The organism is Brevundimonas sp., from assembly GCF_035561115.1.
Classification (GTDB): Bacteria; Pseudomonadota; Alphaproteobacteria; order Caulobacterales; family Caulobacteraceae; genus Brevundimonas.
Map to the genome: position 1 here is coordinate 1 of NZ_DATMYH010000043.1, position 23,465 is coordinate 23,465.

The 23,465-nt window shown below is 68.5% G+C and carries 28 protein-coding genes; 15 read left to right on the plus strand and 13 right to left on the minus strand.

Going from position 1 to position 23,465, the window contains the following annotated elements:
- The 5 genes from VN378_RS05350 to lpdA form a co-directional block, all read left to right on the plus strand.
- Positions 1–1,062, plus strand: a 1,062-nt coding sequence (locus VN378_RS05350; RefSeq protein ID WP_325741693.1) for a 2-oxo acid dehydrogenase subunit E2, incomplete at its 5' end; no start/stop codon positions are given.
- 13 nt (positions 1,063–1,075) lie between these two features.
- Positions 1,076–1,555 (plus strand): glutathione peroxidase, encoded by a 480-nt coding sequence (locus VN378_RS05355; RefSeq protein ID WP_325741695.1) that lies wholly within the window; start codon positions 1,076–1,078, stop codon positions 1,553–1,555.
- A gap of 1 nt (position 1,556) precedes the next feature.
- On the plus strand, positions 1,557–1,964 hold the full coding sequence (locus VN378_RS05360) for a hypothetical protein (protein WP_325741697.1): 408 nt from the start codon (positions 1,557–1,559) through the stop codon (positions 1,962–1,964).
- Between the two features lie 20 nt (positions 1,965–1,984).
- Positions 1,985–2,950 carry a DUF3667 domain-containing protein gene (locus VN378_RS05365; RefSeq protein WP_325741699.1) on the plus strand — a complete coding sequence of 322 codons (966 nt, stop codon included), beginning with the start codon at positions 1,985–1,987 and terminating at the stop codon, positions 2,948–2,950.
- Between the two features lie 91 nt (positions 2,951–3,041).
- Complete coding sequence (gene lpdA, locus VN378_RS05370) at positions 3,042–4,448, plus strand: dihydrolipoyl dehydrogenase (protein WP_325741701.1); 1,407 nt, start codon at positions 3,042–3,044, stop codon at positions 4,446–4,448.
- Between the two features lie 7 nt (positions 4,449–4,455).
- On the opposite strand, the gene VN378_RS05375 is transcribed toward lpdA, so the two are convergent.
- The gene (locus tag VN378_RS05375; protein ID WP_325741748.1) at positions 4,456–6,240 is read right to left on the minus strand and encodes an acyl-CoA dehydrogenase; all 1,785 of its coding nucleotides are present in this window, start codon (positions 6,238–6,240) and stop codon (positions 4,456–4,458) included.
- Positions 6,241–6,406: 166 nt separating this feature from the next.
- On the opposite strand from VN378_RS05375, the gene VN378_RS05380 reads away from it, so the two are divergent.
- The 4 genes from VN378_RS05380 to VN378_RS05395 are packed head-to-tail and all read left to right on the plus strand — an operon-like array spanning position 6,407 to position 9,508.
- Complete coding sequence (locus VN378_RS05380) at positions 6,407–7,441, plus strand: serine hydrolase (protein ID WP_325741702.1); 1,035 nt, start codon at positions 6,407–6,409, stop codon at positions 7,439–7,441.
- A gap of 20 nt (positions 7,442–7,461) precedes the next feature.
- The gene (locus tag VN378_RS05385; protein ID WP_325741704.1) at positions 7,462–8,013 is read left to right on the plus strand and encodes a cytochrome b; all 552 of its coding nucleotides are present in this window, start codon (positions 7,462–7,464) and stop codon (positions 8,011–8,013) included.
- Positions 8,010–8,564, plus strand: a complete 555-nt coding sequence (locus tag VN378_RS05390) for a YceI family protein (protein ID WP_325741705.1) — start codon at positions 8,010–8,012, stop codon at positions 8,562–8,564. The genes VN378_RS05385 and VN378_RS05390 overlap by 4 nt, the downstream gene beginning before the upstream one ends.
- A 56-nt stretch (positions 8,565–8,620) precedes the next feature.
- Positions 8,621–9,508 carry an L-threonylcarbamoyladenylate synthase gene (locus VN378_RS05395; RefSeq protein ID WP_325741706.1) on the plus strand — a complete coding sequence of 296 codons (888 nt, stop codon included), beginning with the start codon at positions 8,621–8,623 and terminating at the stop codon, positions 9,506–9,508.
- On the opposite strand, the gene VN378_RS05400 is transcribed toward VN378_RS05395, so the two are convergent.
- From VN378_RS05400 to VN378_RS05415, 4 genes are all read right to left on the minus strand, one after another.
- Complete coding sequence (locus VN378_RS05400; protein WP_325741708.1) at positions 9,505–10,554, minus strand: patatin-like phospholipase family protein; 1,050 nt, start codon at positions 10,552–10,554, stop codon at positions 9,505–9,507. The two genes, VN378_RS05395 and VN378_RS05400, sit on opposite strands and share 4 nt — an antisense overlap.
- A 16-nt stretch (positions 10,555–10,570) precedes the next feature.
- The gene (locus tag VN378_RS05405) at positions 10,571–11,419 is read right to left on the minus strand and encodes a 3-hydroxybutyrate dehydrogenase (RefSeq protein ID WP_325741710.1); all 849 of its coding nucleotides are present in this window, start codon (positions 11,417–11,419) and stop codon (positions 10,571–10,573) included.
- Between the two features lie 67 nt (positions 11,420–11,486).
- Positions 11,487–12,254 (minus strand): peroxide stress protein YaaA, encoded by a 768-nt coding sequence (gene yaaA, locus VN378_RS05410; RefSeq protein ID WP_325741712.1) that lies wholly within the window; start codon positions 12,252–12,254, stop codon positions 11,487–11,489.
- Positions 12,255–12,330: 76 nt separating this feature from the next.
- On the minus strand, positions 12,331–13,158 hold the full coding sequence (locus VN378_RS05415) for an NAD(P)H-hydrate dehydratase (RefSeq protein WP_325741714.1): 828 nt from the start codon (positions 13,156–13,158) through the stop codon (positions 12,331–12,333).
- Between the two features lie 121 nt (positions 13,159–13,279).
- Between VN378_RS05415 and VN378_RS05420 the strand changes: the two genes are divergently transcribed.
- Positions 13,280–13,618: a P-II family nitrogen regulator gene (locus VN378_RS05420; RefSeq protein WP_055830213.1), complete on the plus strand. Its 339-nt coding sequence runs from the start codon at positions 13,280–13,282 to the stop codon at positions 13,616–13,618.
- A gap of 64 nt (positions 13,619–13,682) precedes the next feature.
- Positions 13,683–15,089, plus strand: coding sequence for a type I glutamate--ammonia ligase (gene glnA / locus VN378_RS05425; protein ID WP_325741716.1), 1,407 nt, complete (start codon positions 13,683–13,685; stop codon positions 15,087–15,089).
- A 74-nt stretch (positions 15,090–15,163) separates the two neighbouring features.
- Here the strand turns inward: glnA and VN378_RS05430 are convergent, their stop codons facing one another.
- Genes VN378_RS05430 through VN378_RS05445 form a run of 4 tightly spaced genes read right to left on the minus strand, consistent with a single transcriptional unit; the run spans position 15,164 to position 17,126 of the window.
- A complete protein-coding gene (locus VN378_RS05430; RefSeq protein ID WP_325741718.1) occupies positions 15,164–15,439 on the minus strand; it encodes a hypothetical protein in 276 nt (91 codons plus the stop codon).
- 57 nt (positions 15,440–15,496) lie between these two features.
- On the minus strand, positions 15,497–16,369 hold the full coding sequence (tatC, locus tag VN378_RS05435) for a twin-arginine translocase subunit TatC (RefSeq protein ID WP_325741720.1): 873 nt from the start codon (positions 16,367–16,369) through the stop codon (positions 15,497–15,499).
- On the minus strand, positions 16,366–16,869 hold the full coding sequence (gene tatB, locus VN378_RS05440) for a Sec-independent protein translocase protein TatB (RefSeq protein WP_325741750.1): 504 nt from the start codon (positions 16,867–16,869) through the stop codon (positions 16,366–16,368). The genes tatC and tatB overlap by 4 nt, the downstream gene beginning before the upstream one ends.
- A gap of 38 nt (positions 16,870–16,907) precedes the next feature.
- On the minus strand, positions 16,908–17,126 hold the full coding sequence (locus tag VN378_RS05445; protein ID WP_325741722.1) for a twin-arginine translocase TatA/TatE family subunit: 219 nt from the start codon (positions 17,124–17,126) through the stop codon (positions 16,908–16,910).
- A gap of 103 nt (positions 17,127–17,229) precedes the next feature.
- Here VN378_RS05445 and rnhA point away from each other — a divergent pair, with 103 nt between their 5' ends.
- The gene (gene rnhA, locus VN378_RS05450) at positions 17,230–17,670 is read left to right on the plus strand and encodes a ribonuclease HI (protein WP_325741723.1); all 441 of its coding nucleotides are present in this window, start codon (positions 17,230–17,232) and stop codon (positions 17,668–17,670) included.
- Here the strand turns inward: rnhA and VN378_RS05455 are convergent.
- The 4 genes from VN378_RS05455 to VN378_RS05470 all read right to left on the minus strand — a co-directional run bounded on the left by VN378_RS05455 (position 17,667) and on the right by VN378_RS05470 (position 20,110).
- Positions 17,667–18,125: an NfeD family protein gene (locus VN378_RS05455; RefSeq protein WP_325741725.1), complete on the minus strand. Its 459-nt coding sequence runs from the start codon at positions 18,123–18,125 to the stop codon at positions 17,667–17,669. The two genes, rnhA and VN378_RS05455, sit on opposite strands and share 4 nt — an antisense overlap.
- A 4-nt stretch (positions 18,126–18,129) precedes the next feature.
- Entirely contained in the window at positions 18,130–19,140 is a 1,011-nt protein-coding gene (locus VN378_RS05460) for an SPFH domain-containing protein (RefSeq protein ID WP_325741727.1), read from the minus strand.
- A 140-nt stretch (positions 19,141–19,280) separates the two neighbouring features.
- On the minus strand, positions 19,281–19,625 hold the full coding sequence (locus tag VN378_RS05465; RefSeq protein ID WP_325741729.1) for a hypothetical protein: 345 nt from the start codon (positions 19,623–19,625) through the stop codon (positions 19,281–19,283).
- Positions 19,626–19,669: 44 nt separating this feature from the next.
- Positions 19,670–20,110 carry an NUDIX hydrolase gene (locus VN378_RS05470; RefSeq protein ID WP_325741731.1) on the minus strand — a complete coding sequence of 147 codons (441 nt, stop codon included), beginning with the start codon at positions 20,108–20,110 and terminating at the stop codon, positions 19,670–19,672.
- A 56-nt stretch (positions 20,111–20,166) separates the two neighbouring features.
- Between VN378_RS05470 and VN378_RS05475 the strand changes: the two genes are divergently transcribed.
- The 3 genes from VN378_RS05475 (at position 20,167) to fabG (ending at position 23,438) form a co-directional block, all read left to right on the plus strand.
- The gene (locus tag VN378_RS05475; RefSeq protein ID WP_325741733.1) at positions 20,167–21,573 is read left to right on the plus strand and encodes an FAD-binding oxidoreductase; all 1,407 of its coding nucleotides are present in this window, start codon (positions 20,167–20,169) and stop codon (positions 21,571–21,573) included.
- A 76-nt stretch (positions 21,574–21,649) separates the two neighbouring features.
- Positions 21,650–22,594: an ACP S-malonyltransferase gene (fabD, locus tag VN378_RS05480; protein ID WP_325741735.1), complete on the plus strand. Its 945-nt coding sequence runs from the start codon at positions 21,650–21,652 to the stop codon at positions 22,592–22,594.
- A 103-nt stretch (positions 22,595–22,697) separates the two neighbouring features.
- Complete coding sequence (gene fabG / locus VN378_RS05485; RefSeq protein WP_325741737.1) at positions 22,698–23,438, plus strand: 3-oxoacyl-[acyl-carrier-protein] reductase; 741 nt, start codon at positions 22,698–22,700, stop codon at positions 23,436–23,438.
- Positions 23,439–23,465 lie beyond the last annotated feature (27 nt).

A 23,465-nucleotide genomic window follows, 5' to 3' on the forward strand; every position in this document is an offset into this window, starting at 1 on the left:
CCCTCCACCGCTTCGCGGTCCCCCTCTCCGCAGAGCGGGGAGGAGACACCCGCCGCACCGCCCGCCTCTCCCCCCGCCGGGGGGAGTACCGGCGAAGCCGGGGATGGGGGCAAGTCCGCCGCCGCTCCGAAACCCGCTCCGGCCAAGGCCGACGGCGAACGCGTCTTCGCCTCTCCGCTGGCCCGGCGCATCGCCGCCCGGAACGGCGTCGACCTGACGTCGGTCAAGGGCACCGGCCCGCACGGCCGCATCGTCAAGCGCGACGTCGAGGGCGTGAAGGGCGGGGCCCAGGCTCCGGCCGCATCGGGCGCTTCGGCGCCGGCCGGCGAGGTTCGCAAGGTCCAGTCGCTGGCCCAGATGGGCATTCCGGACGGCAGCTACGACCTGGTCCCGCTGGACGGCATGCGCAAGGCCATCGCCCGCCGCCTGACCGACAGCTTCCGCGACGTGCCGCACTTCCCCCTGACCATCGATTGCGAGATCGACGGCCTGCTGGCCTCGCGGGCCAAGGTCAACGCCATGCTCGAGAAGTCGGGCGTCAAGGTCTCGGTCAACGACTTCGTCATCAAGGCCTCGGCCATGGCGCTGAAGGCCGTGCCGGAAGCCAACGCCAGCTATTCGCCCGAGGGCATCGCCATGCACCACAACGCCGACGTGGCGATGGCGGTGGCGATCGACGGCGGCCTGATCACCCCCATCATCCGCAAGGCCGAGACCAAGACGCTGTCGCAGATCGCGACCGAGTCCAAGGACCTGGCCAAGCGCGCTCGCGACCGCAAGCTGAAGCCGGAGGAGTTCCAGGGCGGCACCTTCTCGGTGTCCAACCTCGGCATGTTCGGAATCCAGTCGTTCGCCTCGATCATCAACGAGCCCCAGGGCGCGATCATGAGCGTCGGCGCGGGCGAGCAGCGTCCCGTGGTGAAGAACGGCCAGCTGGCCGTGGCCACGGTGATGACCGTCACCCTGACCTGCGATCACCGCGTCGTGGACGGCGCCATCGGTGCGAAATTCCTTCAGGCCTTCAAGGCGATGATCGAAGACCCTGTGACGATGCTGGCCTGAGCGGAGACGCGCTGTGACCACGGTCTATGATTTCAACGCCACGGCCATTGACGGCGCCGAGCAGGCGCTGGAGCAGTATCGCGGCCAGGCCCTGCTGATCGTCAATACGGCCTCCAAATGCGGCTTCACCGGCCAGTACGCAGGGCTGGAAAAACTGCATCGTCAGTATGCGGACAAACCGTTCGAGGTGCTGGGCTTTCCCTGCAACCAGTTCGGTCAGCAGGAGCCCGGGCGGGCCGCCGAGATCGCCAGCTTCTGCTCCACCAACTACGGCGTCGACTTTCCGATGTTCGACAAGGTCGAGGTCAACGGCCCGAACCGGCATCCGCTCTACGCCTGGCTGACCAGCCAGAAGAAGGGCTTCCTCGGCAGCCGCGACATCAAGTGGAACTTCACCAAATTCCTGACCGACCGGGAGGGCCGCGTGGTCGCGCGCTACGCCCCGCAGGTCGAACCCGAGGCCATCAAGGCCGATATCGAGAAGCTGATCTGACATGTCCGCCCTGCGAGACCTCGCCATCGCCCTGAAAGACCGGCCCGGAGCCCTCGCCGAGATGGGGGAGGCCCTGGCGCGTGGGGGCGTCAGCATCGAGGGCGGCGGCGCGTGGCTCGCGAACGGAAGCGGCGTCGCGCACTTTCTGTTCACCGACGGTCCGGCCGCGCGCGCGGCGCTGGAGGCCGCCGGCATCAAGGTCGTCGCCGAACGCGAAGTCCTGGTCCAGCGGCTGAGGCAGGATGTCCCCGGCCAGTTGGGGCAGCTGACCCGCCGCATGGCCGAGGCCGGCGTCAATATCGAGGTCCTGTACAGTGACCACGACCATCAGATGATCCTGGTGGTGGACGACATCGCGCGGGGGCGCGCGGTATCCGAGGCGTGGACTCGCGAGACCGGCCCCGGCTAGGCTCCCGACCGGGGGGCGACTTGGCCATCGAACAGGATCCATCAACGGGCGGTTCGGCCTGTCAGGCGTGCGGCGTCGATCTGGCGGGGCGCTATTGTCACGGCTGCGGTCAGGACACGGAAGCCCGGCCGCGTCCGCTGCGCGAGATGGTCGAGGAGGCCCTCTCCGAAACCACCCTGATCGACAGTCGGCTGGCGCGGACGGTCGTGGCGCTCATGGTCGCGCCGGGTCGGCTTCTGGTCGGCTACCGGGATGGTGCGGGCGGCCTCTATGTCTCGCCGATCAAGATTTTCGTGGTCATGACCGCCCTGTTCCTCGCGGTGCTGAATTTCAGCGACGTCGCGCTGTATCAATTCGTGCGGCGTGCGCCGCCCGACGCCGTTCTGGTGGCGACGCCCGACCCGGACGGGACGACGGTGCACGTGAGCGGCGTGGTCGACGAAGACCGGTGGATGATGCGGCGCATCGAACCCGCCATCGACCCACGAATCGCCGAAGCCACCAGGGCCGCCGTGGCGCGCGCCAGCGATCCGGTCGAGCGGGCCAATCTGGAGTCCGATATTCTGCTCGACGAGGAGTTGGCCCGCGGCGCTGATCGCATGCTGCATTGGCTGCCCAACGCCCTCTGGCTGCTGATGCCTCTCCATGCGCTCTTGCTGGCGCCGCTGTTCGGGCGACGACGCCTGTTCATGGAGCATCTGGTGTTCGCCATGTGGGCCCATGCGACCGCCTTCGGCCTGCTGATGTTGCTCGCGCTCGCCAACCGATTCCACGTCGGGCCACCCGCCTGGGTCATCGCCGCGCCCTATCTGATCTATTTCGTCCTGGCGGCGAGGCGCTACTACGATATGTCCGCCGTGTCCGCGCTGTGGCGCGGTCTGGTTCACACCGCCCTCTATGTCATGCTGGTGCTCCTGCCCGCCGCGACGGTTGTGATGGCGGCGGGTCTCGCCTGGAGCGGATTCCAGCAGGGCGCCGCGTCCTGACATTTCGTTTCCGGGTCGGGCAGGGTAGTGGTCCCCGACGCCGTCGGGCGGTATGCCCGCGCATCGTCACCGTCCGCCGAGAGGATCTCCCATGGCCGCTGAATTCGACCTTATCGTGATCGGTTCCGGCCCGGGCGGCTATGTGGCCGCCATTCGCGCCAGCCAGCTGGGCCAGAAGGTCGCCATCGTCGAGCGCGAAAGCCTGGGCGGCATCTGCCTCAACTGGGGCTGCATCCCGACCAAGGCCTTGCTGAAGTCGGGCGAGAAATACGAGAGCCTGTCGCACCTGAAGGAGTACGGCCTGTCCGCCGACAACGCCGGCTTCGACTTCGACGCCATCATCCAGCGTTCCCGGGGCGTCGCCGCCACGATGAACAAGGGCGTCGCCTATCTGATGAAGAAGAACAAGATCGAGGTGATCGAGGGCACGGCGAAGCTGGAGAAGGGCGCGGCCGCCCCCAGGGTCGTCGTCGCCCTTAAGGCCGGCGGATCGCGCACGGTCGAGGCGAAGGCGGTCATGCTGGCCGTCGGCGCCCGCGCCAAGGCCATTCCCCAGATCGGCCTGGAAGCCGACGGCGACCGCATCTGGGCTTATCGCGAGGCCATGGCGCCGAAGAAGATGCCCGCATCCATCGTCGTGATCGGCTCGGGCGCCATCGGCGTCGAGTTCGGCAGCTTCTACCGGGCCCTGGGCGCCGAGGTGACCGTGGTCGAGGCCGTCGACCGCATCATGCCCGTCGAGGACGAGGAGGTGTCCAAGGCGGCGCAGAAGGCCTTCGAGAAGCGCGGCATGAAGTTCCGCACCGGCTGCAAGGTCACCAAGGTGTCCAGGGGCGGCAAGGGCGTGCAGGTGGCCATCGAGGCCGGCGGCAAGGCCGAAACGCTGGAGGCCGAGATCTGCATCTCGGCGGTCGGCATCACCGCCAACACCGACGGGATCGGGCTGGAGGCGCTGGGCGTCAACATGGACCGCGGCCACATCACCATCGACGGCCACTGTCAGACCAATCTGCCTGGCCTTTATGCCATCGGCGACTGCGCCGGGGCGCCATGGCTGGCGCACAAGGCCTCGCACGAGGGCATACACGCCGCCGAGCACATCGCCGGCTACAAGACGCCGAACGTCAACTCGCCCATCGCCGGCTGCACCTACGCCCAGCCGCAGGTCGCCTCGGTCGGGATCACCGAACAGGGCGCGCGCGAGGCGAAGCGCGAGGTCAAGGTCGGCCGCTTCCCCTTCCGGGTGAACGGCAAGGCCGTGGCCGCGGGCGAGATCGAGGGCTTCGTCAAGGTGATCTTCGACGCGAAGACCGGGGCCCTGATCGGCGCCCATATGATCGGCGCCGAGGTCACCGAGATGATCCAGGGCTTCGTCACCGCCATCGCCATGGAGGCGACGGAAGAGGACATCCACGGCATCGTCTATCCGCACCCGACCATGTCCGAGGCCATGCACGAGGCCGCGCTGGACGCCTATGGGCGGGTGCTGCACATCTGAGGGGGCGTCACCCCGCCAGCACGTCGGCGCTCATCCGCTCCAGCAGCGCCCCGCCCTGGCCCACGGCCGCGAGGCGGCTGGAGGCGTGGCCCAGGACGTTGGCGGCGTAGACCTCGTACAGCGCGATCTTGCCTTCCAGCCACGCCGGGTCGCCCTGGCCGCCATCCAGCTGGTCGCGGGCGTACAGCGCGCCCTGCGCCAGCATCCAGCCGCCCGCCACGTCGCCCAGCAGCTTCAGATAGGCGTCGGCGGCGGCGAGGACATCGGCGGCCCCGTCGGCGGCGGCCTTGCGGTCCAGCAGCCAGACCGTCGCATCCTCCACCGCCTCGACGGCCGCCGCGAAGCGCTGGACCGGCTTGCCCGAATACAGGCGCGGGAGCACCGCCAGCGTCGCCTTCATGTCGGCGATCAGGTCGCGCGCCGACTGGCCGCCGTCCATCGACAGCTTGCGGCCGACCAGATCCATGGCCTGGATGCCGTTGGTCCCTTCGTAGATCGGGGCGATGCGGGCGTCGCGATAATGCTGGGCCGCGCCGGTCTCCTCGATGAAGCCCATGCCGCCATGGATCTGGACGCCCGAGGAGGCGACCTCGACGCCCATATCGGTCGACCATGCCTTGGCGATGGGGGTGAACAGGTCCTCGCGGCCCTTCCAGCGGCGGCGCTCTTCCTCGGTGGCGCCGTGCTTCGCCAGATCGGCGGCGACGCCGGTGGACAGGCAGATGGCCCGGGCCGCTGCGATCTTCGCCTTCATCACCGACAGGGTGCGGCGCACGTCCGGATGATCGATGATCGGGGCGTTGGCCTCGCCGGTCCAGATCGACCGGCCCTGACGCCGTTCGCGGGCGTAGGCGAGGGCGTGCTGATACGCCCGCTCGGCGATGCCGACGCCCTCGACGCCGACGGCGAGGCGGGCGGCGTTCATCATGACGAACATATGGGCCAGACCCTGGTTCGGCTGGCCGACCAGTTCAGCGGTCGCGCCCTCATAGGCCATGACGCAGGTGGGCGAGGCGTGGATGCCCAGCTTGTGCTCGACGCCCACGGGCCGGAAGCCGTTGCGCTCGCCCAGCGTGCCGTCGTCCTTGACCAGATATTTGGAGGCGAGGAACAGGCTGATCCCCTTCGGCCCGGCCGGCGCGTCGGGCAGGCGGGCCAGCACCATGTGGACGATGTTGTCGGTGGCGTCGTGGTCGCCCCAGGTGATGAAGATCTTCTGGCCGTTCAGCGCATACGTCCCGTCGCCGTTCGGCGTCGCCGTGGCCGTCAGGGCGCCGAGGTCGGAGCCCGCCTGCGGCTCGGTCAGGACCATGGCTCCCGTCCATTCGCCCGACACCAGTTTCGACAGATAGATGTCCTTCTGCGAGGGCGTGCCGTGCGCCTCCAGCGCCTCGATCGCCGCCAGCGACAGCATCGGGCACAGGCCGAAGGCCATGTTGGCGGCGTGCACCGTCTCATAGGCCGCCAGTTCCAGCGCCTTGGGCAGTTGCTGGCCGCCGGCATGGGCCGGGGCGGACAGGCCGGTCCAGCCGCCCGCGGCGAACTGACGGTAGGCGTTGGCGAAGCCCGGCGCGGCCGTGACGGCGCCATTGGCGTATGTCGAGCCCTTCTGGTCCCCGATGCGGTTCAGCGGCGCAAGGACGCCCTCTGAAAACTGCCCCGCCGCCTCCAGCACCGCGCCCAGCACGTCGGCGTCATAGTCGGGGAAGGCGCCGGTGGCGGCGACCCGGTCGATGCCGGCCACGGCCTGGAGGGCGAAGGCGATGTCGCGGACGGGGGCGCGATAGGTCATGGGCGTGGCCTCGGAAACAGAAGGCTCGTTCATGCCGCCTTCCCCCTGCGGCAAGCAAGTGCGCCGGCTCATTCGGCCCCGGCGGCGTGGCCGCACCCTCGCCGTCGACAGGCCCGGCTCGCCTCGGCTATGGATGCGCACACGGGACCGGCTCCGGGGGGTGACCATGAGACGACGCGAGATCGCGGCCGGTATGGCCCTGCTGGCCGTCGGGGCCGGGGCCCGGCCCTCGGCCAGCCAGACCGGCGACGCGACCCTGGACGCCGTGCTTCGCCGATGGGATCAGGACGAACATCCGGACCTGAAAGGCGTGGTCGTCCTCGTCGATGGCCAGCGTGTTGCCGAACGCTACTACAACGGCGAGCGGACCGACGCGCTGCACGACATCCGGTCGGCGGGAAAGAGCGTCACCTCGCTGCTGGTGGGCGCCGCCCATGACCGTGGGCTGATCCACGACCTGTCGGACCCGGTCGAACGCTACTGGCCCGAAGCGCGAGGGAGCGCCGTCGGCGACGTGACCCTGACCGACCTTCTGACCATGCGCTCCGGCCTCGCCGCCGATGACGACCTGCCGGACTCGCCAGGCAACGAGGACGCCCTCGACGAATCGGCGGACCCGGCCGCCTTTCTGCTGGCCACGCCGCGGGCGACGGCGCCCGGATCGGCCTGGCTGTACAACTCGCTGACCGCCTATGCGGCCGGGCTGGTCGTGGAGAAGGCGACCGGGCGGCAGGGTCAGGATTTCGCGCGCGAGGCCCTGTTCACCCCGTTGGGCGTCGAACGCTTTAACTGGGCGTCGGACGTCGGGGGACATATCAAGGGGCAGGGCAATCTTTCCCTCTCGGTTCGCGACATGGCCCGGATCGGCCAGATGGTCCTGGACGGCGGCAGGTACGGCGGCCGCCCGGTGCTCAGTTCGACCTGGATTGAGGAGAGCCTGAAGCCCAGGGTCGAAATCGGTTCGGTCGATCCCTTCGCTGACGGCTATGGTTACTTCTGGTACGCCAGAGCGTTGCCGGTCGGAGACGACGCGGTCGATGTGCGTTTCGCGTCGGGGAATGGCGGCAACAAGATCTATGTGGTTCCTTCGCGGAGAACGGTCGTCTGCGTGACGTCGAGCGCCTATGGGCGAGGCTATGGTCAGCGCCGGTCGCAGGCGATCCTGACGGCGGTTCTGGCGGCGCAGACAGGCTTTGCGTGAACTGACGAAGGACCCGGACCATGGCTGAACCACGCAACCGCTATTCGACCGTCTCATTGACCCTGCACTGGCTGATCGCCGCGCTGGTCGTGACCCAGGTGGGCCTGATCGCCGCGCATGAATGGACCGAGGGGCCGATCTCCCGGGAGTTCATCAACATCCATAAATCCGTCGGCCTGAGCATTCTGGTGCTGACGCTCGGACGCCTGGGCTGGCGTATCGCCAACCCCGCCATTCCGCTGCCGGACGCCATGCCGCGCTGGCAGAAGCTGCTGGCCCGCGCCACCCATGTGCTGTTCTACGTCTTCCTGATCGCCATGCCGCTGGTCGGCTGGGCGGCGTCATCGGCGGCGGGCCGGGAGATCCTGTGGTTCGGCCTGTTCCAGTGGCCCCTGCTGCCGGTCGGCGGCGGCCGCGAGACCGCTGGGGCCTTGATGGATCTGCACGAAACGGCGGCCAAGCTGCTCATCGCCCTGGTCGTCCTGCACGTCACCGGCGCGCTCAAGCATCAGTTCGTCGACCGGGACAATGTCCTGCACCGGATGATCCCGTGGATTCCGCGCCGTCCATGAGGCTGCTCGCCGCACTTCTCGTCGTGCTGCTGACGCCCCTGCTGACCGGCGCAGCGCCGGGGCCGTGGACCTTCGATCGGGATGTGTCGCGCATCGAAATGTCCGTCCGGGCTTTCGGCGGCTGGCGCACGGGGCGGTTCGAGGACTGGCGGGGCTCTATCGTGCTGGATCCGGCGCAGCCGGAAGCCGCCCGGGCCTCGGTGACGGTCCAGGCGGCGTCGCTGAGGATGTCGCCCGCGGTCGCGACGCGGCGGGCCGTTGGACCGGCGTTTCTCGACGCCGCCCGCCATCCGCTGATCCGCTTCGAGCTGAAGTCGCTCGAGCGACTGGGCGCGGATCGCTATACGGCCCACGCCGACATCACCATGAAGGGGCGAACGCGGTCGGTCGCCTTTCCCCTGGACTTGCGCATCAGCGGGGAGCGGGCGCATCTGGCGGGCGCGCTGACGCTGGATCGGGCGGACTTCGGGATAGGAACATCGGGACCGTGGGACAGGCTGGTCGGACGGCAGGTGACGGTAAGGGTGGCGCTCCAGGCGCGCCCCGCCTGAGCGCGCCCCGCCTGAGCGCGCCCCGCCTGAGCGCGTCTGACGCCGACGCCGTCGCGGTGCTGCAGTCCGGCGGACTGGTCATCCTGCCCACCGAGACGGTCTATGGCCTGGCCGCCGACGCCGGCGACGCCCGGGCGGTCGCCGCCATCTTCGAGGCCAAGGGCCGGCCCCGCTTCAACCCCCTGATCGCCCATGTCGCCGACGCCGTCCAGGCCGAGACGGTCGCCGTATTCGACCGCCGCGCCCGGGCCCTCGCCGAAGCCTTCTGGCCCGGACCCCTGACCATCGTGGCGCCGGTCCGCGACCGGTCTGCGGTCTGCGAGCTGGCCCGGGCCGGGCTGGACAGCGTCGCCGTCCGCGTGCCGGGCCACGCCCGCGCCCGCGCCCTGATCTCGACCTTTGGCCGCCCGGTCGTCGCTCCGTCGGCCAACCGTTCCGGCCGGCCCAGCCCGACCACCTTCGCCGATGCGGTGGAGGAGACGGGCTTCGCCGCCGGCGCCGCCATCGACGGCGGGCCGTGCGCCGTGGGGGTGGAGAGCACGGTGGTCTCGGTGCTGGACGGTCGTGTCGCCCTGCTGCGCCCGGGCTCGGTCACCCGCGACGAGATCGAGGCCGTCGTCGGGCCTCTGGACCGGGGCGGGGAGGGGCATCGCTCGCCCGGGCGTCTGGCCCTGCACTATGCGCCGGACGCGCCGGTGCGGATCGAAGCCGAGGCGGCGCGGGGCGGCGAAATCCTGCTGGGGTTCGGGCCGGGCGTCGGCGATCCGCGCTGGAGCCTGAGCCCGAGCGGCGATCTGCGCGAGGCGGCGGCCAATCTGTTCCGCCGGCTGCGCGAGGCGGACCGGGAAAGGCCTTCCGGGATCGCCGTGTCTCCCATTCCCGCGCACGGCCTGGGCGAGGCCATCAACGACCGCCTGCGGCGCGCGGCGGGGTTCGTAGGCTAGGCCAGAAAGCGGGCCTTGATGTCGATGCTGGATCGCTCGCCGACCTGGTCAATGCAGTGCTCCAGCCACTCGCCCGCCGCTTCGCGCCCGTGCGCTTTCAAATCATTGAGGAAGGTCCATTCGGTATTGAATTTCGAGCTCAACGACTGGGCTCCCAGCCACGGGCCCGGCTCGATGGCGTGCAGCATCAGGCGGCGATAGCGGTTATCGCCGGTCCGCTTCAGCCGCCCGTCGGCGATCATGTCCTGGACGAAGGCGATGGCCCTCAGTTCGGCGACCAAGGGCGCGTTGAACACGATCTCGTTCAGCCGGTCCATGATATCCCCGGCCGCGCGCGGGACCTCTTCGCGCACGAACGGGTTCAGGGGCAGCAGCAGGATGTCGTCGGGCGTATCGGCGTAGACCAGCGGCCACAGGGCGGGATTGGCCAGATAGCCGCCGTCCCAATAGGACTCGCCGTCGATCTCCACGGCCTGGAACAGATGCGGCAGGCAGGCCGAGGCCAGCAGGACCTGGTCGGTGATCTCGGGGTTTTCAAACAGGCGGGCGCGGCCGTGCTTCACCGCCGTGGCGGCGACGAACAGCCTGATTTTTGAGGCGCGCACGGCCTCGAAATCGATCACGGTGTCCAGAACCCGTTTGAGAGGATTGAGGTTGAACGGATTGAATTGATAGGGACTCATCGACATGGCTGCGTTTTCGGCCGACCGCCACAGGCTGCTGTCCTTCAGCCAGCCCGGGGTCAGGGCTGCGCTCCAGATCGAGGAGTCGCCGAACACGTTGCGGCCGCCCGACAGGTTCACCTCTCGCCACAACAGGTCCAGCTGATGTCGGGCGCCCTCGGTCCCGCTCGTATGCAGGCCGCTGATCAGGGCCGCGGCGTTCATGGCTCCGGCGGACGAGGCGGTCACCGCGCGGATGTCGAGCCTGTCATCCTCCAGCAGGCGGTCCAGCACGCCCCACTGGAATGCGCCATGCGAGCCCCCGCCCTGCAGGGCCAGGCTGATGGGCCGGCGTTTCGAGGTGGGCGGCTTTCGCTTCGACACCCACTGGTCTCCGTGCCTATTGGGCGGTCCAGCCGCCGTCGATGGAGAAGCTGGCCCCGTTGGCCGAGGCTCCGAGGTCAGACGCCAGATACAACATCATGCCGGTCAGTTCGTCGGTGGTGACGAACCGCTTGGTCGGCTGCGAGCCCAGGATCACGTCCTTCAGCACCGCCTCTTTCGACATGCCGCGCGTGCGGGCCTGGTCGGCGATCTGCTTTTCCACGATCGGCGTCTCGACGAAGCCGGGGCAGATGGCGTTGCAGGTGATGTTGTCCTGGGCGACCTCGAGCGCCACGGTCTTGGTGAAGCCGATGACGCCGTGCTTGGCCGCGACATAGGCCGACTTGAACGGGCTGGCGACCAGGCCATGGGCCGAGGCGATGTTGATGATCCGGCCGCGGCCCTGGGCCTTCATGATCGGGATGGCCGCGCGGGTGGCGTAGAAGGTCGAGGACAGGTTGATGGCGATGATCTGTTCCCACTTGTCGGCCGGGAATTTCTCCACCGCCTCGACGTGCTGGACGCCGGCGTTGTTGATCAGGATGTCGAGCCGGCCGAGCTGGTGCTTGCCATAGGCCACCATGTCGGCGACCTCGTCGCCGCGCAGCATGTTGGCGGCGTGATAGCGGACCCGCACGCCGCAGCTGGCTTCCATCTCGGCCCGGGTGCGTTCGATCTCGGACGGATCGCCCAGGCCGTTCAGCACCACATCGCCGCCCCGCGAGGCGATGGCGCGGGCGAAGGCCAGGCCGATGCCGGAGGTCGACCCCGAAATCACCGCCACCTGACCCTTGAGGTCGCCGATGTCGCGGAAAGGTTCACGCGCAGTCTCGGAGCCGTCACCGCGTTTAGGCCATTGGAACATGGGGTCTCTCGTCCGTCGTCAGTCTCGTCAGCCTAGCCGTTCGCGGTTGCGAAGGCGACAGTCGGGTTTAATTTCCCGATCTGGTGAATATCCAGTCTGTGTCGTTCGAGGCCGCCTTGTCAAAACGGTAGCCGTCACGGTCGAAGGCCTTGAGGTCCCGGGCCTGCTCGATCCGCTCGTCGATGGCGAACCGCGCCATGCCGCCGCGGGCCTTCTTGGCGAAGAAGGAGATGATCCGGCTCTCGCCGTCCCTCGATTCGCGGAAGTGCGGCGTCACCACCGGCAGTTTCAGCGCCCGGGCGTCGATGGCGCCGAAATATTCCTGGCTGGCCAGATTGATCAGGACAGGGTCGGCCTGTCCCGCGGCGTCGGCGTTCAGCTGTTTCGACAACCGGTCGCCCCAGAAGTCGTAGAGACTGGAGCCGCGACGGGTTTTCAGCCGCGAGCCCATCTCCAGACGGTAGGGCTGGATGCGGTCCAGCGGCCGCAGCAGCCCGTAGAAACCCGACAGGATGCGCAGGTGATCCTGGGCCCAGGCCAGGGACGGCGCGTCCAGTTCGCGCGCCTTCAGCCCTTCATAGACGTCGCCGGCGAAGGCGAAGGCGGCCTGGACGCCGTCGGTGGAGGCGGCGTCGAACGCCTGAAAGCGTTCCCGATTCAGACGGGCCAGATCGTCGGAAATGTTCATCAGACGGCGCAGTTCGGCCACCGTCCGGGCCCGCGCGGTCCGGGACAGGCTGGCGGTGTCTTCCAGAAAGCGCCGTTCCGATGCGGGCGAGGCCGGATGGGGCTCGGTGAAATCCAGCCGCTTGGCCGGTGACAGGACGATCAGCAAGGCGGCGTGCTCCGGCGGGGTTGGCGTGCAGATAGGCCGGTTCGATGACGAATTGAACCGGACGCCGTCGCCGCCGTCAGCCGGCCTGTGGGTAGAGCGCCGCCAGAACCAGCGGCAGCCGTTCGGGCAGGTCCTCGGAGATCAGGCCGGGGCCCAGGCTTCGCGCCGCCTCCGCATGCATCCAGACCGCCGCCCGGGCGGCGTCGAAACTGTCCATTCTCTGGGCCATCAGTCCCCCTATCATGCCCGCCAGCACATCCCCGGTTCCCGCCGTCGCCAGCCAGGGGACGCCGTTGCCGTTGACCGCCAGCCGCCCGTCCGGGCCGGCGATCACCGTGGCCGGCCCCTTCAGCACGATCACCGCCCCGGCGCGCCTAGACGCCTCGCGCGCCGCGGCCTCGCGACCCTTGGCGAGCAGGTCGGGGAACAGGCGTTTGAACTCGCCCTCGTGCGGGGTCAGGACGTCGTCGCGGTCCAGGACGGCGAACAGGTCGGCGGGCCAGCCCTCGAATACCGTCAGGCCGTCCGCGTCGACGACGAGCGCCGCACCCGTCCCGGCCAGGGCGCGGACATTGGCCTGGGTCGCGTCGTTCACTCCGGCGGCGGGACCGATGACGACCGTATCCATGCCCTCGGCGGCTTCAGCCAGCGCCTCGGCCGAACCAAACGGGGTGAGCATGATGGCCTCGATGGCCGGGGCGATGACAGCGGCGGCGTCCGGCGGACACAGGATGCGGACCACGCCCGCCCCGATGCGCAGCCCCGCCCGGGCGGCCAGACGGGCGGCCCCGGTTTGCGTGGCCTTGCCCGACACGACGCCCAGCCGCCCGCGCGCATGTTTGTGCGCGTCCGCTCCGGGCCACGGCAGGGATGCGCGCCAGTCGGTCTCCGACGCCTGGGTCATCGGACGTGTCCTCCGTTCACGGATGGCGACGGGGAGCGAAAAACGCTTGCCTTATTGTGCAATGCAATGTCCCTTTACCTCCCGTGTGCGCGGCAATGATAACGCCCGCCTGGGATCGCCAATGAAAAAGATCGAAGCCGTCATCAAGCCGTTCAAGCTGGATGAAGTGAAGGAAGCGCTGCAGGATGCAGGCGTGCAAGGCATGACCGTGCTGGAGGCCAAGGGATATGGCCGCCAGAAGGGGCATTCCGAACTATACCGCGGCGCCGAATACGTCATCGACTTCCTGCCGAAGATCAAGATCGAGGTGGTGGTGTCCGACGACATGGTCAACTCGGTCGTGGACGCCATCCAGGCGGCGGCGCGCACCGGCAAGATCGGCGACGGCAAGATCTTCGTGTCCGACGTCCTCGACGTCATTCGCATCCGCACCGGCGAGACGGGCGCCCAAGCCGTCTGAATTTCCATCGGCCGCCTTGCGGGCGACCGTTTCCTTACCTCCCCGAGACACAGGATTTCGAACGATGAGCGCCAGCAAGATCCTCAAGGAGATCAAGGAGAAGGACGTCAAATACGTCGATCTCCGCTTCACCGACACCAAGGGACGCATGCAACACGTCACCTTCGACATCGACCTGGTGGACGAAGAATTCCTGGAAGAGGGGACGATGTTCGACGGCTCGTCGATCGCCGGCTGGAAGGCGATCAACGAGTCCGACATGCTGCTCAAGCCGGACCTGACCAGCTTCTGGATCGACCCCTTCTACCAGCAGACGACGCTGTTCCTGTTCTGCGACGTGCTGAACCCCGACACGGGCGAGCCCTACAACCGCGACAGCCGTTCCATGGCCAGGAAGGCGCTGGCCTATGTCCAGTCCTCGGGCGTGGGCGACACCGTCTTCTTCGGTCCGGAAGCCGAGTTCTTCATCTTCGACGACGTGCGCTGGAGCACGGCGCCGCATGACACCGGCTACACCTACGATTCCATCGAACTGCCGGCGAACACGGGCGCGGAATATTCCGAGGGCAATATGGGTCACCGCCCGGGGCCCAAGGGCGGCTATTTCCCGGTCAATCCGACGGACAGCGCCCAGGACCTGCGCGGCGAGATGCTGGGCGTCATGCGCGACCTGGGCATGCAGCCCGAGAAGCATCACCACGAGGTCGCCCCGGCCCAGCACGAACTGGGCCTGAAGTTCAGCGATCTGCTGACCATGGCCGACCGGTTGCAGCTCTACAAATACGTCATCCACAACGTCGCCGCCGCCTACGGCAAGTCGGCCACCTTCATGGCCAAGCCGACCTTCGGCGACAACGGTTCGGGCATGCACGTGCACCAGTCGATCTGGCGCGACGGCAAGCCGCTGTTCGCCGGCGACAAATACGCCGGCCTGTCGGATCTCTGTCTCTGGTACATCGGCGGCATCATCAAACACGCCAAGGCCATCAACGCCTTCGCCAACTCGACCACCAACTCCTACAAGCGTCTGGTTCCCGGCTACGAAGCCCCGGTGAAGCTGGCCTATTCGTCGCGCAACCGCTCGGCCTCGATCCGCATCCCGTGGGTCAATTCGCCCAAGGCCAAGCGCATTGAGGCCCGTTTCCCGGACCCGATGGGCAACCCCTATCTGACCTTCGTCGCCCTGCTGATGGCCGGCCTCGACGGCATCGAGAACCGGATCGATCCGGGCGCGCCGGCCGACAAGAACCTGTACGACCTGCCGCCGGAAGAGCGGGGCAACATCCCCGAGGTCTGCGGCAGCCTCAAGGAGGCCCTCGACAGCCTCGACAAGGACCGCGCCTTCCTCAAGAAGGGCGGCGTCATGGATGACGACTTCATCGACAGCTACATCGAGCTGAAGATGGAGGAGGTGATGCGCCTGCAACTGCATCCGCACCCCGTCGAATTCGACATGTACTACAGCTGCTGACCCGCGGCTGAGCCGAACGAAAAAGGCGCCGGACGGGAAGCCGTCCGGCGCCTTTCCATGTCGGGTTCCGCGAGCTAGCGGTTGGTCGTCTCGACCTCGATGCCGTCCCGGCCCGCGCGGACGGTCGTGCTGTCGCCGTCCCTGCGGTCGCGTTCGATCACGACCGGCGGGGACTGGACCTCACGCTCGATGATCACGGGAGCCGCGGGAACCTCGCGCGTCTCGACCACGGTGCGGGTCCCGGTCGTGTCGGCGTCGGCCGCATCGTTGTCCGCCGGAGTGCAGGCCGCGGCGCCGAAGACGAGGGCGCCGAGCGCGGCGACGGCGGTCAGTGTGTGGCGGATGGTCATGGGCGGACTCCTGAATGGGAACCCGGTGCAAACGGCTACGCTCGGCCGAGGTTCCGGTCAGGCCCCGGCCGCATCGGCTTCCCGCCGCCGCAGCTCGATCAGCCGCACGCACCAGATCGAGATCTCGTAGAGCAGGACCAGCGGGACCGCGAGCATCAGCTGGCTGATGGGGTCGGGCGGGGTCACGACGGCGGCGACCACGACGACGGCCACGATGGCGTAGCGGCGGCCCTCGGTCATGACCTTCGAGCTGATGATTCCGGCCAGGCCCAGCAGGGTCATGATCACGGGCAGCTGGAAGCACAGGCCGAAGGCGAGGATCAGGGCCGTGGCCAGGCTCATGTATTCGGACACCTTCGGCAGCAGGGCGGCGGTGACGCCCTCGGCCTGGATGCCCTGACTCAGCGAGAACAGCATCACGAACGGCAGCATGACGTAATAGACCAGGGCCGCCCCGATGACGAACAGGATCGGCGCTGCGATCAGGAAAGGTAGGAAGGCGCCGCGCTCATTGCGGTACAGCCCCGGGGCCACGAACCGGTACAGCTGGTAGGCCAGCATCGGGAATGAGACGATGACCGCGCCCAGTCCGGCCAGCTTCATCTTCACGAACAGGATCTCCAGCGGGGCCGTATAGATCAGCTGAACCGTCTCGTGCTGGCCGGCAGGCAGCGGCTTCAGCCCGGTCATGACCGAGATCAGTTCGACGGGCGACACATGGGCTCCCTGGGCCGCGTGCAGCACGCTGGCGGCCACATAGGGCTTGACCAGGAAGACATACAGCGGGCCGGCGAAATAGAAGCAGACCAGGAAGGCGATCACGAAGGCGACGACGCAGATCAGCAGCCGCCCGCGCAGTTCGATCAGGTGATCCATCAGCGGCGCGCGCGACGCCTCGATCTCGTCCTCGTCGCGGCCACCGGCGCTCACAGGTCGACCTTCCGGGCCCGGACGGGTCTGGCCTTGCCGCTGGCGGTCTTGATGGAGGCGGCCGATCCGGTCGCGGGCCGGACCTTCGCAGGCGTCTTGCGGGCGGGCTTCGGCGCCGGCGCGACAGCCGCAACCGGCGTATCGAGCGGCGTCATGACCGGCGGGCTGTCAGGCCATTCGTCGGGCGCCGACAGCATCGGTGGGTCCAGCGGCTTGTTCAGATCGTCGCGGATTTCCCGGAAGGCCGCATCGGCGTCGGCGCCGAGGGCGTGAATGCCCTGGTTGGTCCGCAGCGCCTCGACCTCCTTGCGCAGTTCGTCGAGCTCGGACTGGCGCGCCATCTCGTCGAAGCTGGAGCGGAACTCATTGGCCATGCCGCGGGCCCTGGCGACCAGCTTGCCCAGCTTGCGCAGGAGCAGGGGCAGGCGCTCGGGGCCCACCACCAGCAGGGCCACGACCGCGATCACCAGATATTCGCCGCCCCCGATTCCGGGACCCAGGCCACCCATGCGTCAGGTCTCCGCCGTCTACAGCGGCCCTAGGACTTCAGGTCTTCTTTTTCGGCGTCGGTGCGGGGCAGGGCGCCGGCGCGCTCGTCGCGGGGCTTGTCGTCGTCGGTATCCTTGAGGCCGTCCCTGAAGGCTTTCACGCCCTTGGCGGCGTCGCCCATCAGGCCCGACAGCTTGCCGCGACCGCCGAACAGCAGGAGCACGATCACGGCGACGATGGCCCAGTGCCAGATGCTGAATGAACCCACGGACGACTCTCCTCAGTCAGGCCGCTCCGGCCCGTTCGAAATCTCTCGCCGCATATAGGCCGTTCAGTGGCGCGACGCCAAGCGAACCTGTTAGGACGCGCCCATGAGTCACGTCATCATCCACACCGACGGCGCCTGCAAGGGCAATCCGGGGCCCGGCGGCTGGGGCGCCGTCCTTCAGACCGGCGGCGGCCATGAGAAGGAGCTGTGGGGCGGCGAGCCGCTGACCACCAACAACCGCATGGAGCTGATGGGGGCGATCAGCGCGCTGGAGGCCCTGACCCGGCCATGCCGCGTCGACCTGCATACCGACAGCAAATACGTCATGACCGGCATCACCGAATGGATCCGGGGCTGGAAGGCGCGCGGCTGGAAGACGGCTGACAAGAAGCCGGTCAAGAATGAGGACCTGTGGCGGCGTCTCGACGAGGCCCGCGCCCGGCACGACGTCAAATGGCATTGGGTCAAGGGCCACGCCGGGCACGAACTGAACGAACGCGCCGACGGGCTGGCCAATCGCGGGATCGCGGAACTGCCCCGTTAGGACAGACGCACCCTCAACTTCGCGCCGTCGACAGCGTCCACGATCACGCTCTCGCCGATCAGGGGCCCCGCGCCGTCGATCTCGGCGACCCATTCGGCGCCCGAGACGAACACCCGGCCGCGTCCGTCCACGAACGGCTGGACGACCTGGGCCCGCAGGCCCACCAGACGGTTGTCGCGGGCGTTGATGTCCGGGCTGTCGCTGGGGTTGACGCGCTGGATCAGACGGCGCGAGAGCAGGGTCATGGCCACGGTCAGGACGGCGAACAGCGCGACCTCGCCCACGAAACTCAGCGGCAGACCCAGGGCGGTGACCACCGCCACCATCCCCGCCGACACCGCCGGCCACAGCAGCCATTCGGTCGAGAAGGCGGCCTCGACCGCCAGCAGGATCACGCCCAGGGCCAGCCAGATCCAGAACGGCTGGGCGGCGTGCAGATCGATCAGGGCGTCCATGGTCTCAGGTCCTCGGAACGGCCGGACGCGGCGGGCGCGGCGGCGCGGGCGGCTTGGGCGGAGCCGGCGGCGCGTCGCGGCGTACCTCGGTCCGGCTCTGCTGCTGTTCGCGGGCCAGGCCGACCAGTTCGCCCAGGCCGGCGATGGTGCCGACCAGTCCGCTCATCTCGGCGGGGACGATGACGGTCTTGGCCGTGGGGTTGCGCGCGAGCTCGGCGAAGGCCTCGACGTATTTCTGGGCGACGAAATAGTTGATGGCGTTGACGTCGCCGCGGGCGATGGCTTCCGACACCATCGCAGTGGCCTTGGCCTCGGCCTCGGCGGCGCGTTCGCGGGCCTCGGCGTCGCGGAAGGCCGCTTCCTTGCGGCCTTCGGACTGAAGGATGGCCGACTGTTTGGCGCCCTCGGCGCGGGCGATGGCGGCCTGTTTCTCGCCCTCGGCCTCGGTGATCACCGCGCGCTTCTCGCGCTCGGCCTTCATCTGACGGGCCATGGCGTTGGTGATGTCGGCAGGCGGGGTCAGATCCTTGATCTCGATCCGGTTGACCTTGACGCCCCACGGCTCGGTCGCCGCGTCGATCACGGTCAGCAGGCGCGAGTTGATCGAGTCGCGCTGGAACAGGACCTCGTCCAGCTCCATCGAGCCGACCACGGTGCGCAGGTTGGTCATGCACAGCTGGGTGATGGCGTAGGGCAGGTTCTCGACGCGATAGGCGGCCGAGGCGGCGTCCATCACCTGGATGAAGACGATGGCGTCGACCTTCACCATGGCGTTGTCCTTGGTGATGACCTCCTGCTGGGGCACGTCCAGGACCTGCTCCATCATGTTCATGCGCCGGCCGATCCGCTCGACGAAGGGCGTCAGTATGCTGATGCCCGGAGACAGCGTGCGCGTGTATTTGCCGAACCGCTCTACGGTCATCTCGCGGCCCTGGGGCACGATCTTGACGACGCTGAACAGCAGCACGAAGGCCAGCGCGACCAGAGCGATGGTGAAAAGAACGGACGTGTCCATGAAGCCTCCCAATCCCGCTCAGGTTAGCACCCTGTGATCCCGACGCCACAGAAACCGGACGGGGCGAAGATGACATCCGCGTAATAAAAGGGCGGCTCCCTCGCGGAAGCCGCCCTCCGGCCGGCGACGTGCGCGCCGGACTATTCCTCGTTGATGGTCAGTTCCTCGCCGTCCAGCTCGCAGAAATTGACCTCTGCGACCTGTACGGAATCGCCGTCCGAGAAATCGGCGCGGATGTCGTAGACGCATTCCGGCAGGCCATCGTCGATCGAGATCTCGATGCTCTCGCCCGAGCCCAGCACATCGGCCCCGAAGATGTCCTCTTCCCACTCGTTCGTCGAAGGCAGGGAGATGAACAGGGCCGTCAACACATGCTCGGTGTTGTTGGTCAGGGTGAAGTCGATCGACTCGGTCTGGGCCGAGGCGGCGGGCGCAAGCAGGGCGGCCGAGGCGGCGAGCGCCGCCACGAGACTACGGATATGCATGATGATGTTCCCCATCCGGCCGATCGCCGGAAAGGCGGAGCTTGTCACGTCGCAGAACCCTGGTCGCGTCCCAAATTGCGGGACACTTTGGCCAGGGCGATGATCCGGTGCGTCTCCGACCATTTCACCAGCGCGGCGACCTGGTCCAGCGCCACGAAGCGCGCCTCTATCGCATCGTCCCCGGCGACCGGCTCGCCGGATATCCAGCGGGCGGCGTAGTCGATCAGGACATAGTGTCGGCCCGCCTCCGGGAAGACGCCGTCGACCACGTCGATCAGGCCGGTGATCTCGGCCTCGACGCCCGTCTCCTCGCGCAGTTCGCGCAGGGCGGCGTCGACGGCGCGTTCGCCCGGTTCGATCCGGCCGCCGGGCAGGCTCCATTCGCCCTGCCGCGGGGGCGTCCCGCGCCGGATCAGCAACACCTGGTCGCCGCGCAGGCAGACGACGCCGACAGCGGGAACGGGCGAGGGAAGGGTGGTCGACATCACGCCAGCGTGGCTTGGCCCTTTCGCCGCGTCCACGACTTTGAGACAAGGGACGCATGACCCCGCCCTCCGCCGCCGCCATCCAGGCCCTGAAATCCGCCGCCGGCGCCGGCGGCTGGACCGACGATCCGGCAGAGATCGCGCCGTGGCTGACCGAATGGCGCAATCGCTGGCAGGGACATACGCCGCTGATGCTGACGCCCCGTTCGACGGAGGAGACGGCGCGGCTGGTCGCGATCTGCGCCGAACACCGCGTCGCCATCACGCCCCAGGGCGGCGACACCGGCCTCGTCGGCGGCCAGATACCCTATGGCGAGGTGCTGCTGTCGACGCGCAAGCTGCGTGCGATCCGCGACGTCACCCCGCTGGACGACGCCATGACGGTGGAGGCCGGAATCACCCTGCTGGAGGCGCAGCAGGCCGCGGCCGCGGCGGACCGACTGTTCCCGCTCAGCCTTGCGGCCGAGGGCACGGCGACCATCGGCGGGGTGATCTCGACCAACGCCGGCGGCACCGCCGTCATCCGCTACGGCGTCATGCGCGATCTGGTGCTGGGGCTGGAGGCCGTTCTGCCGGACGGCCGGATATTCCACGGCCTGAAGCGGCTGCGGAAGGACAACACCGGCTACGACCTCAAACAGCTGCTGATCGGCGCCGAGGGCACGCTGGGGATCGTCACGGCCGCGACCCTGAAGCTGTTCCCCGTCATGCGCAGCCGGGCCACGGCCATGGTCGGGCTGGACTCGCCTGCCGCCGCCATCGAACTGCTGGCCCGCGCCAAGTCCGAGACGGGCGGCGGAGTCGAGGCGTTCGAGCTGATGAAGCGGATCGGCATGGGCTTCGTCCTCGCCAACATCCCCGACACGCGCGAGCCGCTCGACAGTGCGCCGCCCTGGTACGTCCTGATCGAACTGGTCTCGGGCGAGCCCGGCGGGGCCGATTCCGCCATGGAGCGGTTGCTGACCCACGCCTTCGAGACCGGTCTGATCACCGACGCGGCCATCGCCCAGAACGACAGCCAGCGCGCCGCCTTCTGGAAGGTGCGCGAGGAGCAGTCTGCAGCCCAGAAGCCCGAAGGCGGAGGCTGGAAGCACGACGTCTCGGTGCCTGTCTCGCGCATCGCCGACTTCCTGGAAGAGGCCACGGCCGCCGTCGAACGCTTCCATCCCGGCGCGCGGGTCAGCGCCTTCGGCCACGTCGGCGACGGCAACATGCATTACGACGTCCTGTGTCCGCCGGGCGGCGACCTTCCGGCCTTCCTCGCCCGCTGGGCCGAGGGTTCGCAGATCGTCCACGACATCGTCGCCCGCTACGACGGCTCCATCTCCGCCGAACACGGCCTCGGGCGGCTGAAGACGGAAGAGGCGCGCCGCTACAAGTCGCCGCTCGAGATCCAGACCATGCAGGCCGTCCGCGCGGCGATCGATCCGCACCGGATCATGAACCCGGCGGTGCTGTTCTGAACTCGCCCTCCACCTTGCCCCCTCCGCTCTTCCGTCCTACCCCTCCGCCCTCGATTCAACGTCGCCGGAGCCCTTCATGACCCTCGCCCTGCTGTTTCCGGGACAAGGCAGCCAGTCGGTCGGCATGGGCGCCACCCTGGCCGACGCCTTCGCCTCGGCCCGCGCCGTCTTCGCCGAGGTCGACGAGGCCCTGGGCCAGAACCTCAGCCAGCTGATGCGCGAGGGTCCCGAAGACCAGCTGACCCTGACCGAGAACGCCCAGCCCGCCCTGATGGCCGTGTCCGTCGCGGCGATGCGGGTGCTGAAGACCGAGTTCGGTTTCGATCTTGGGAAGGCGACCTGGGCCGCCGGCCATTCGCTGGGCGAATATTCGGCCCTGTGCGCCGTCGGCGCCATCTCTCTGGCCGACACCGCCCGGCTGCTGAAACTGCGCGGTCAGGCCATGCAGCGCGCCGTGCCCGTTGGCCGGGGCGCCATGGCCTCCCTGATCGGCCCGAAGACCGATCTGGCGCTGGCGGAAGAGGCGGCGAAGGCGGGGTCCGAGGTCGGCGTCTGCGTCGTCGCCAATGACAACAACAACGGCAATGTCGTCATCTCGGGCGACAAGGCCGCCGTCGACCGCGCCATCGAAAAGGCCAAGGAGCTGGGCGCGCGGGCCATTCCGCTGAACGTCTCGGCCCCCTTCCACTGCCCGCTGATGCAGCCCGCCGCCGACGAGATGGCCGCGGCCCTGGCCTCCGCGACCATCGTCGCGCCCTCGGTCGCCGTGGTCGCCAACATCACCGCGCGGCCGGAGACCGACCCCGAGGTTATCCGCCGTCTGCTGGTCGAGCAGGTCACCGGCCGCGTCCGCTGGCGCGAAAGCATGGAGTGGATGGCCGGCGAGGGCGGCGTGACCCGCTTCGCCGAGATCGGTTCGGGCAAGGTCCTGACCGGCATGGCCAAACGCATCGCCCCCGACGCCGAGAGCGGCGCGTTGAACACCCCGGAAGAGCTGGAAGCGTTCGCGAACAGCCTTTGACCCGGACGCTGCGCGGGCCGCCGGTGCTAGTGAATAGTGCTGGTGAGCCTCGTTCGCGCTCACTAGCACTGGCACTCTTCACCCTCCCACCACGGAGCCCCCCATGTTCAATCTCACCGGCAAGACCGCCCTCGTAACGGGCGCCACCGGCGGCATCGGCGGCGCCGTCGCCCGCGCCCTGCACGCCCAGGGCGCGACCGTCGTCCTCTCGGGCACGCGCGAGGCCGTGCTTCAGGATCTGGCCAGGGAACTGGGCGGGCGCGCCTTCGCCGCCGCCGCCAACCTGTCCGACCCCGAATCGGTCGACGGCCTGGTCGCCCGCGCCGAGGAAGCCGCCGGCGCGCCGCTGGACATCCTGATCGCCAATGCGGGGATCACGAAGGACGGCCTGCTGATGCGGATGAAGGACGAGGACTTCACCGACGTCATCCGGATCAATCTGGAGAGCTATTTCCGCCTGTCGCGCGCGGCCATGAAGGGGATGATGAAGCGCCGCTCGGGCCGCATCATCGGCGTCACCTCGATCGTCGGCGTCACCGGCAACCCCGGCCAGACCAACTACGCCGCCTCCAAGGCCGGCATGATCGGCTTCTCCAAGTCGCTGGCCCAGGAGGTCGGCTCGCGCGGCATCACGGTGAACTGCATCGCCCCGGGCTTCATCACCTCGCCGATGACCGACGTGCTCAACGACCAGCAGCGCGAGACCATCCTGAAGACCATCCCGCTCGGCCGCCTCGGAACCGGCGAGGAAATCGCCGCCGCCGCGGTCTACCTGTCCTCGGACGAAGCCGCCTACGTCACGGGCCAGACGCTGCACGTAAACGGCGGCATGGCGATGATCTGATCCTTGCAGTCGTGCGGGCAGGGGCTA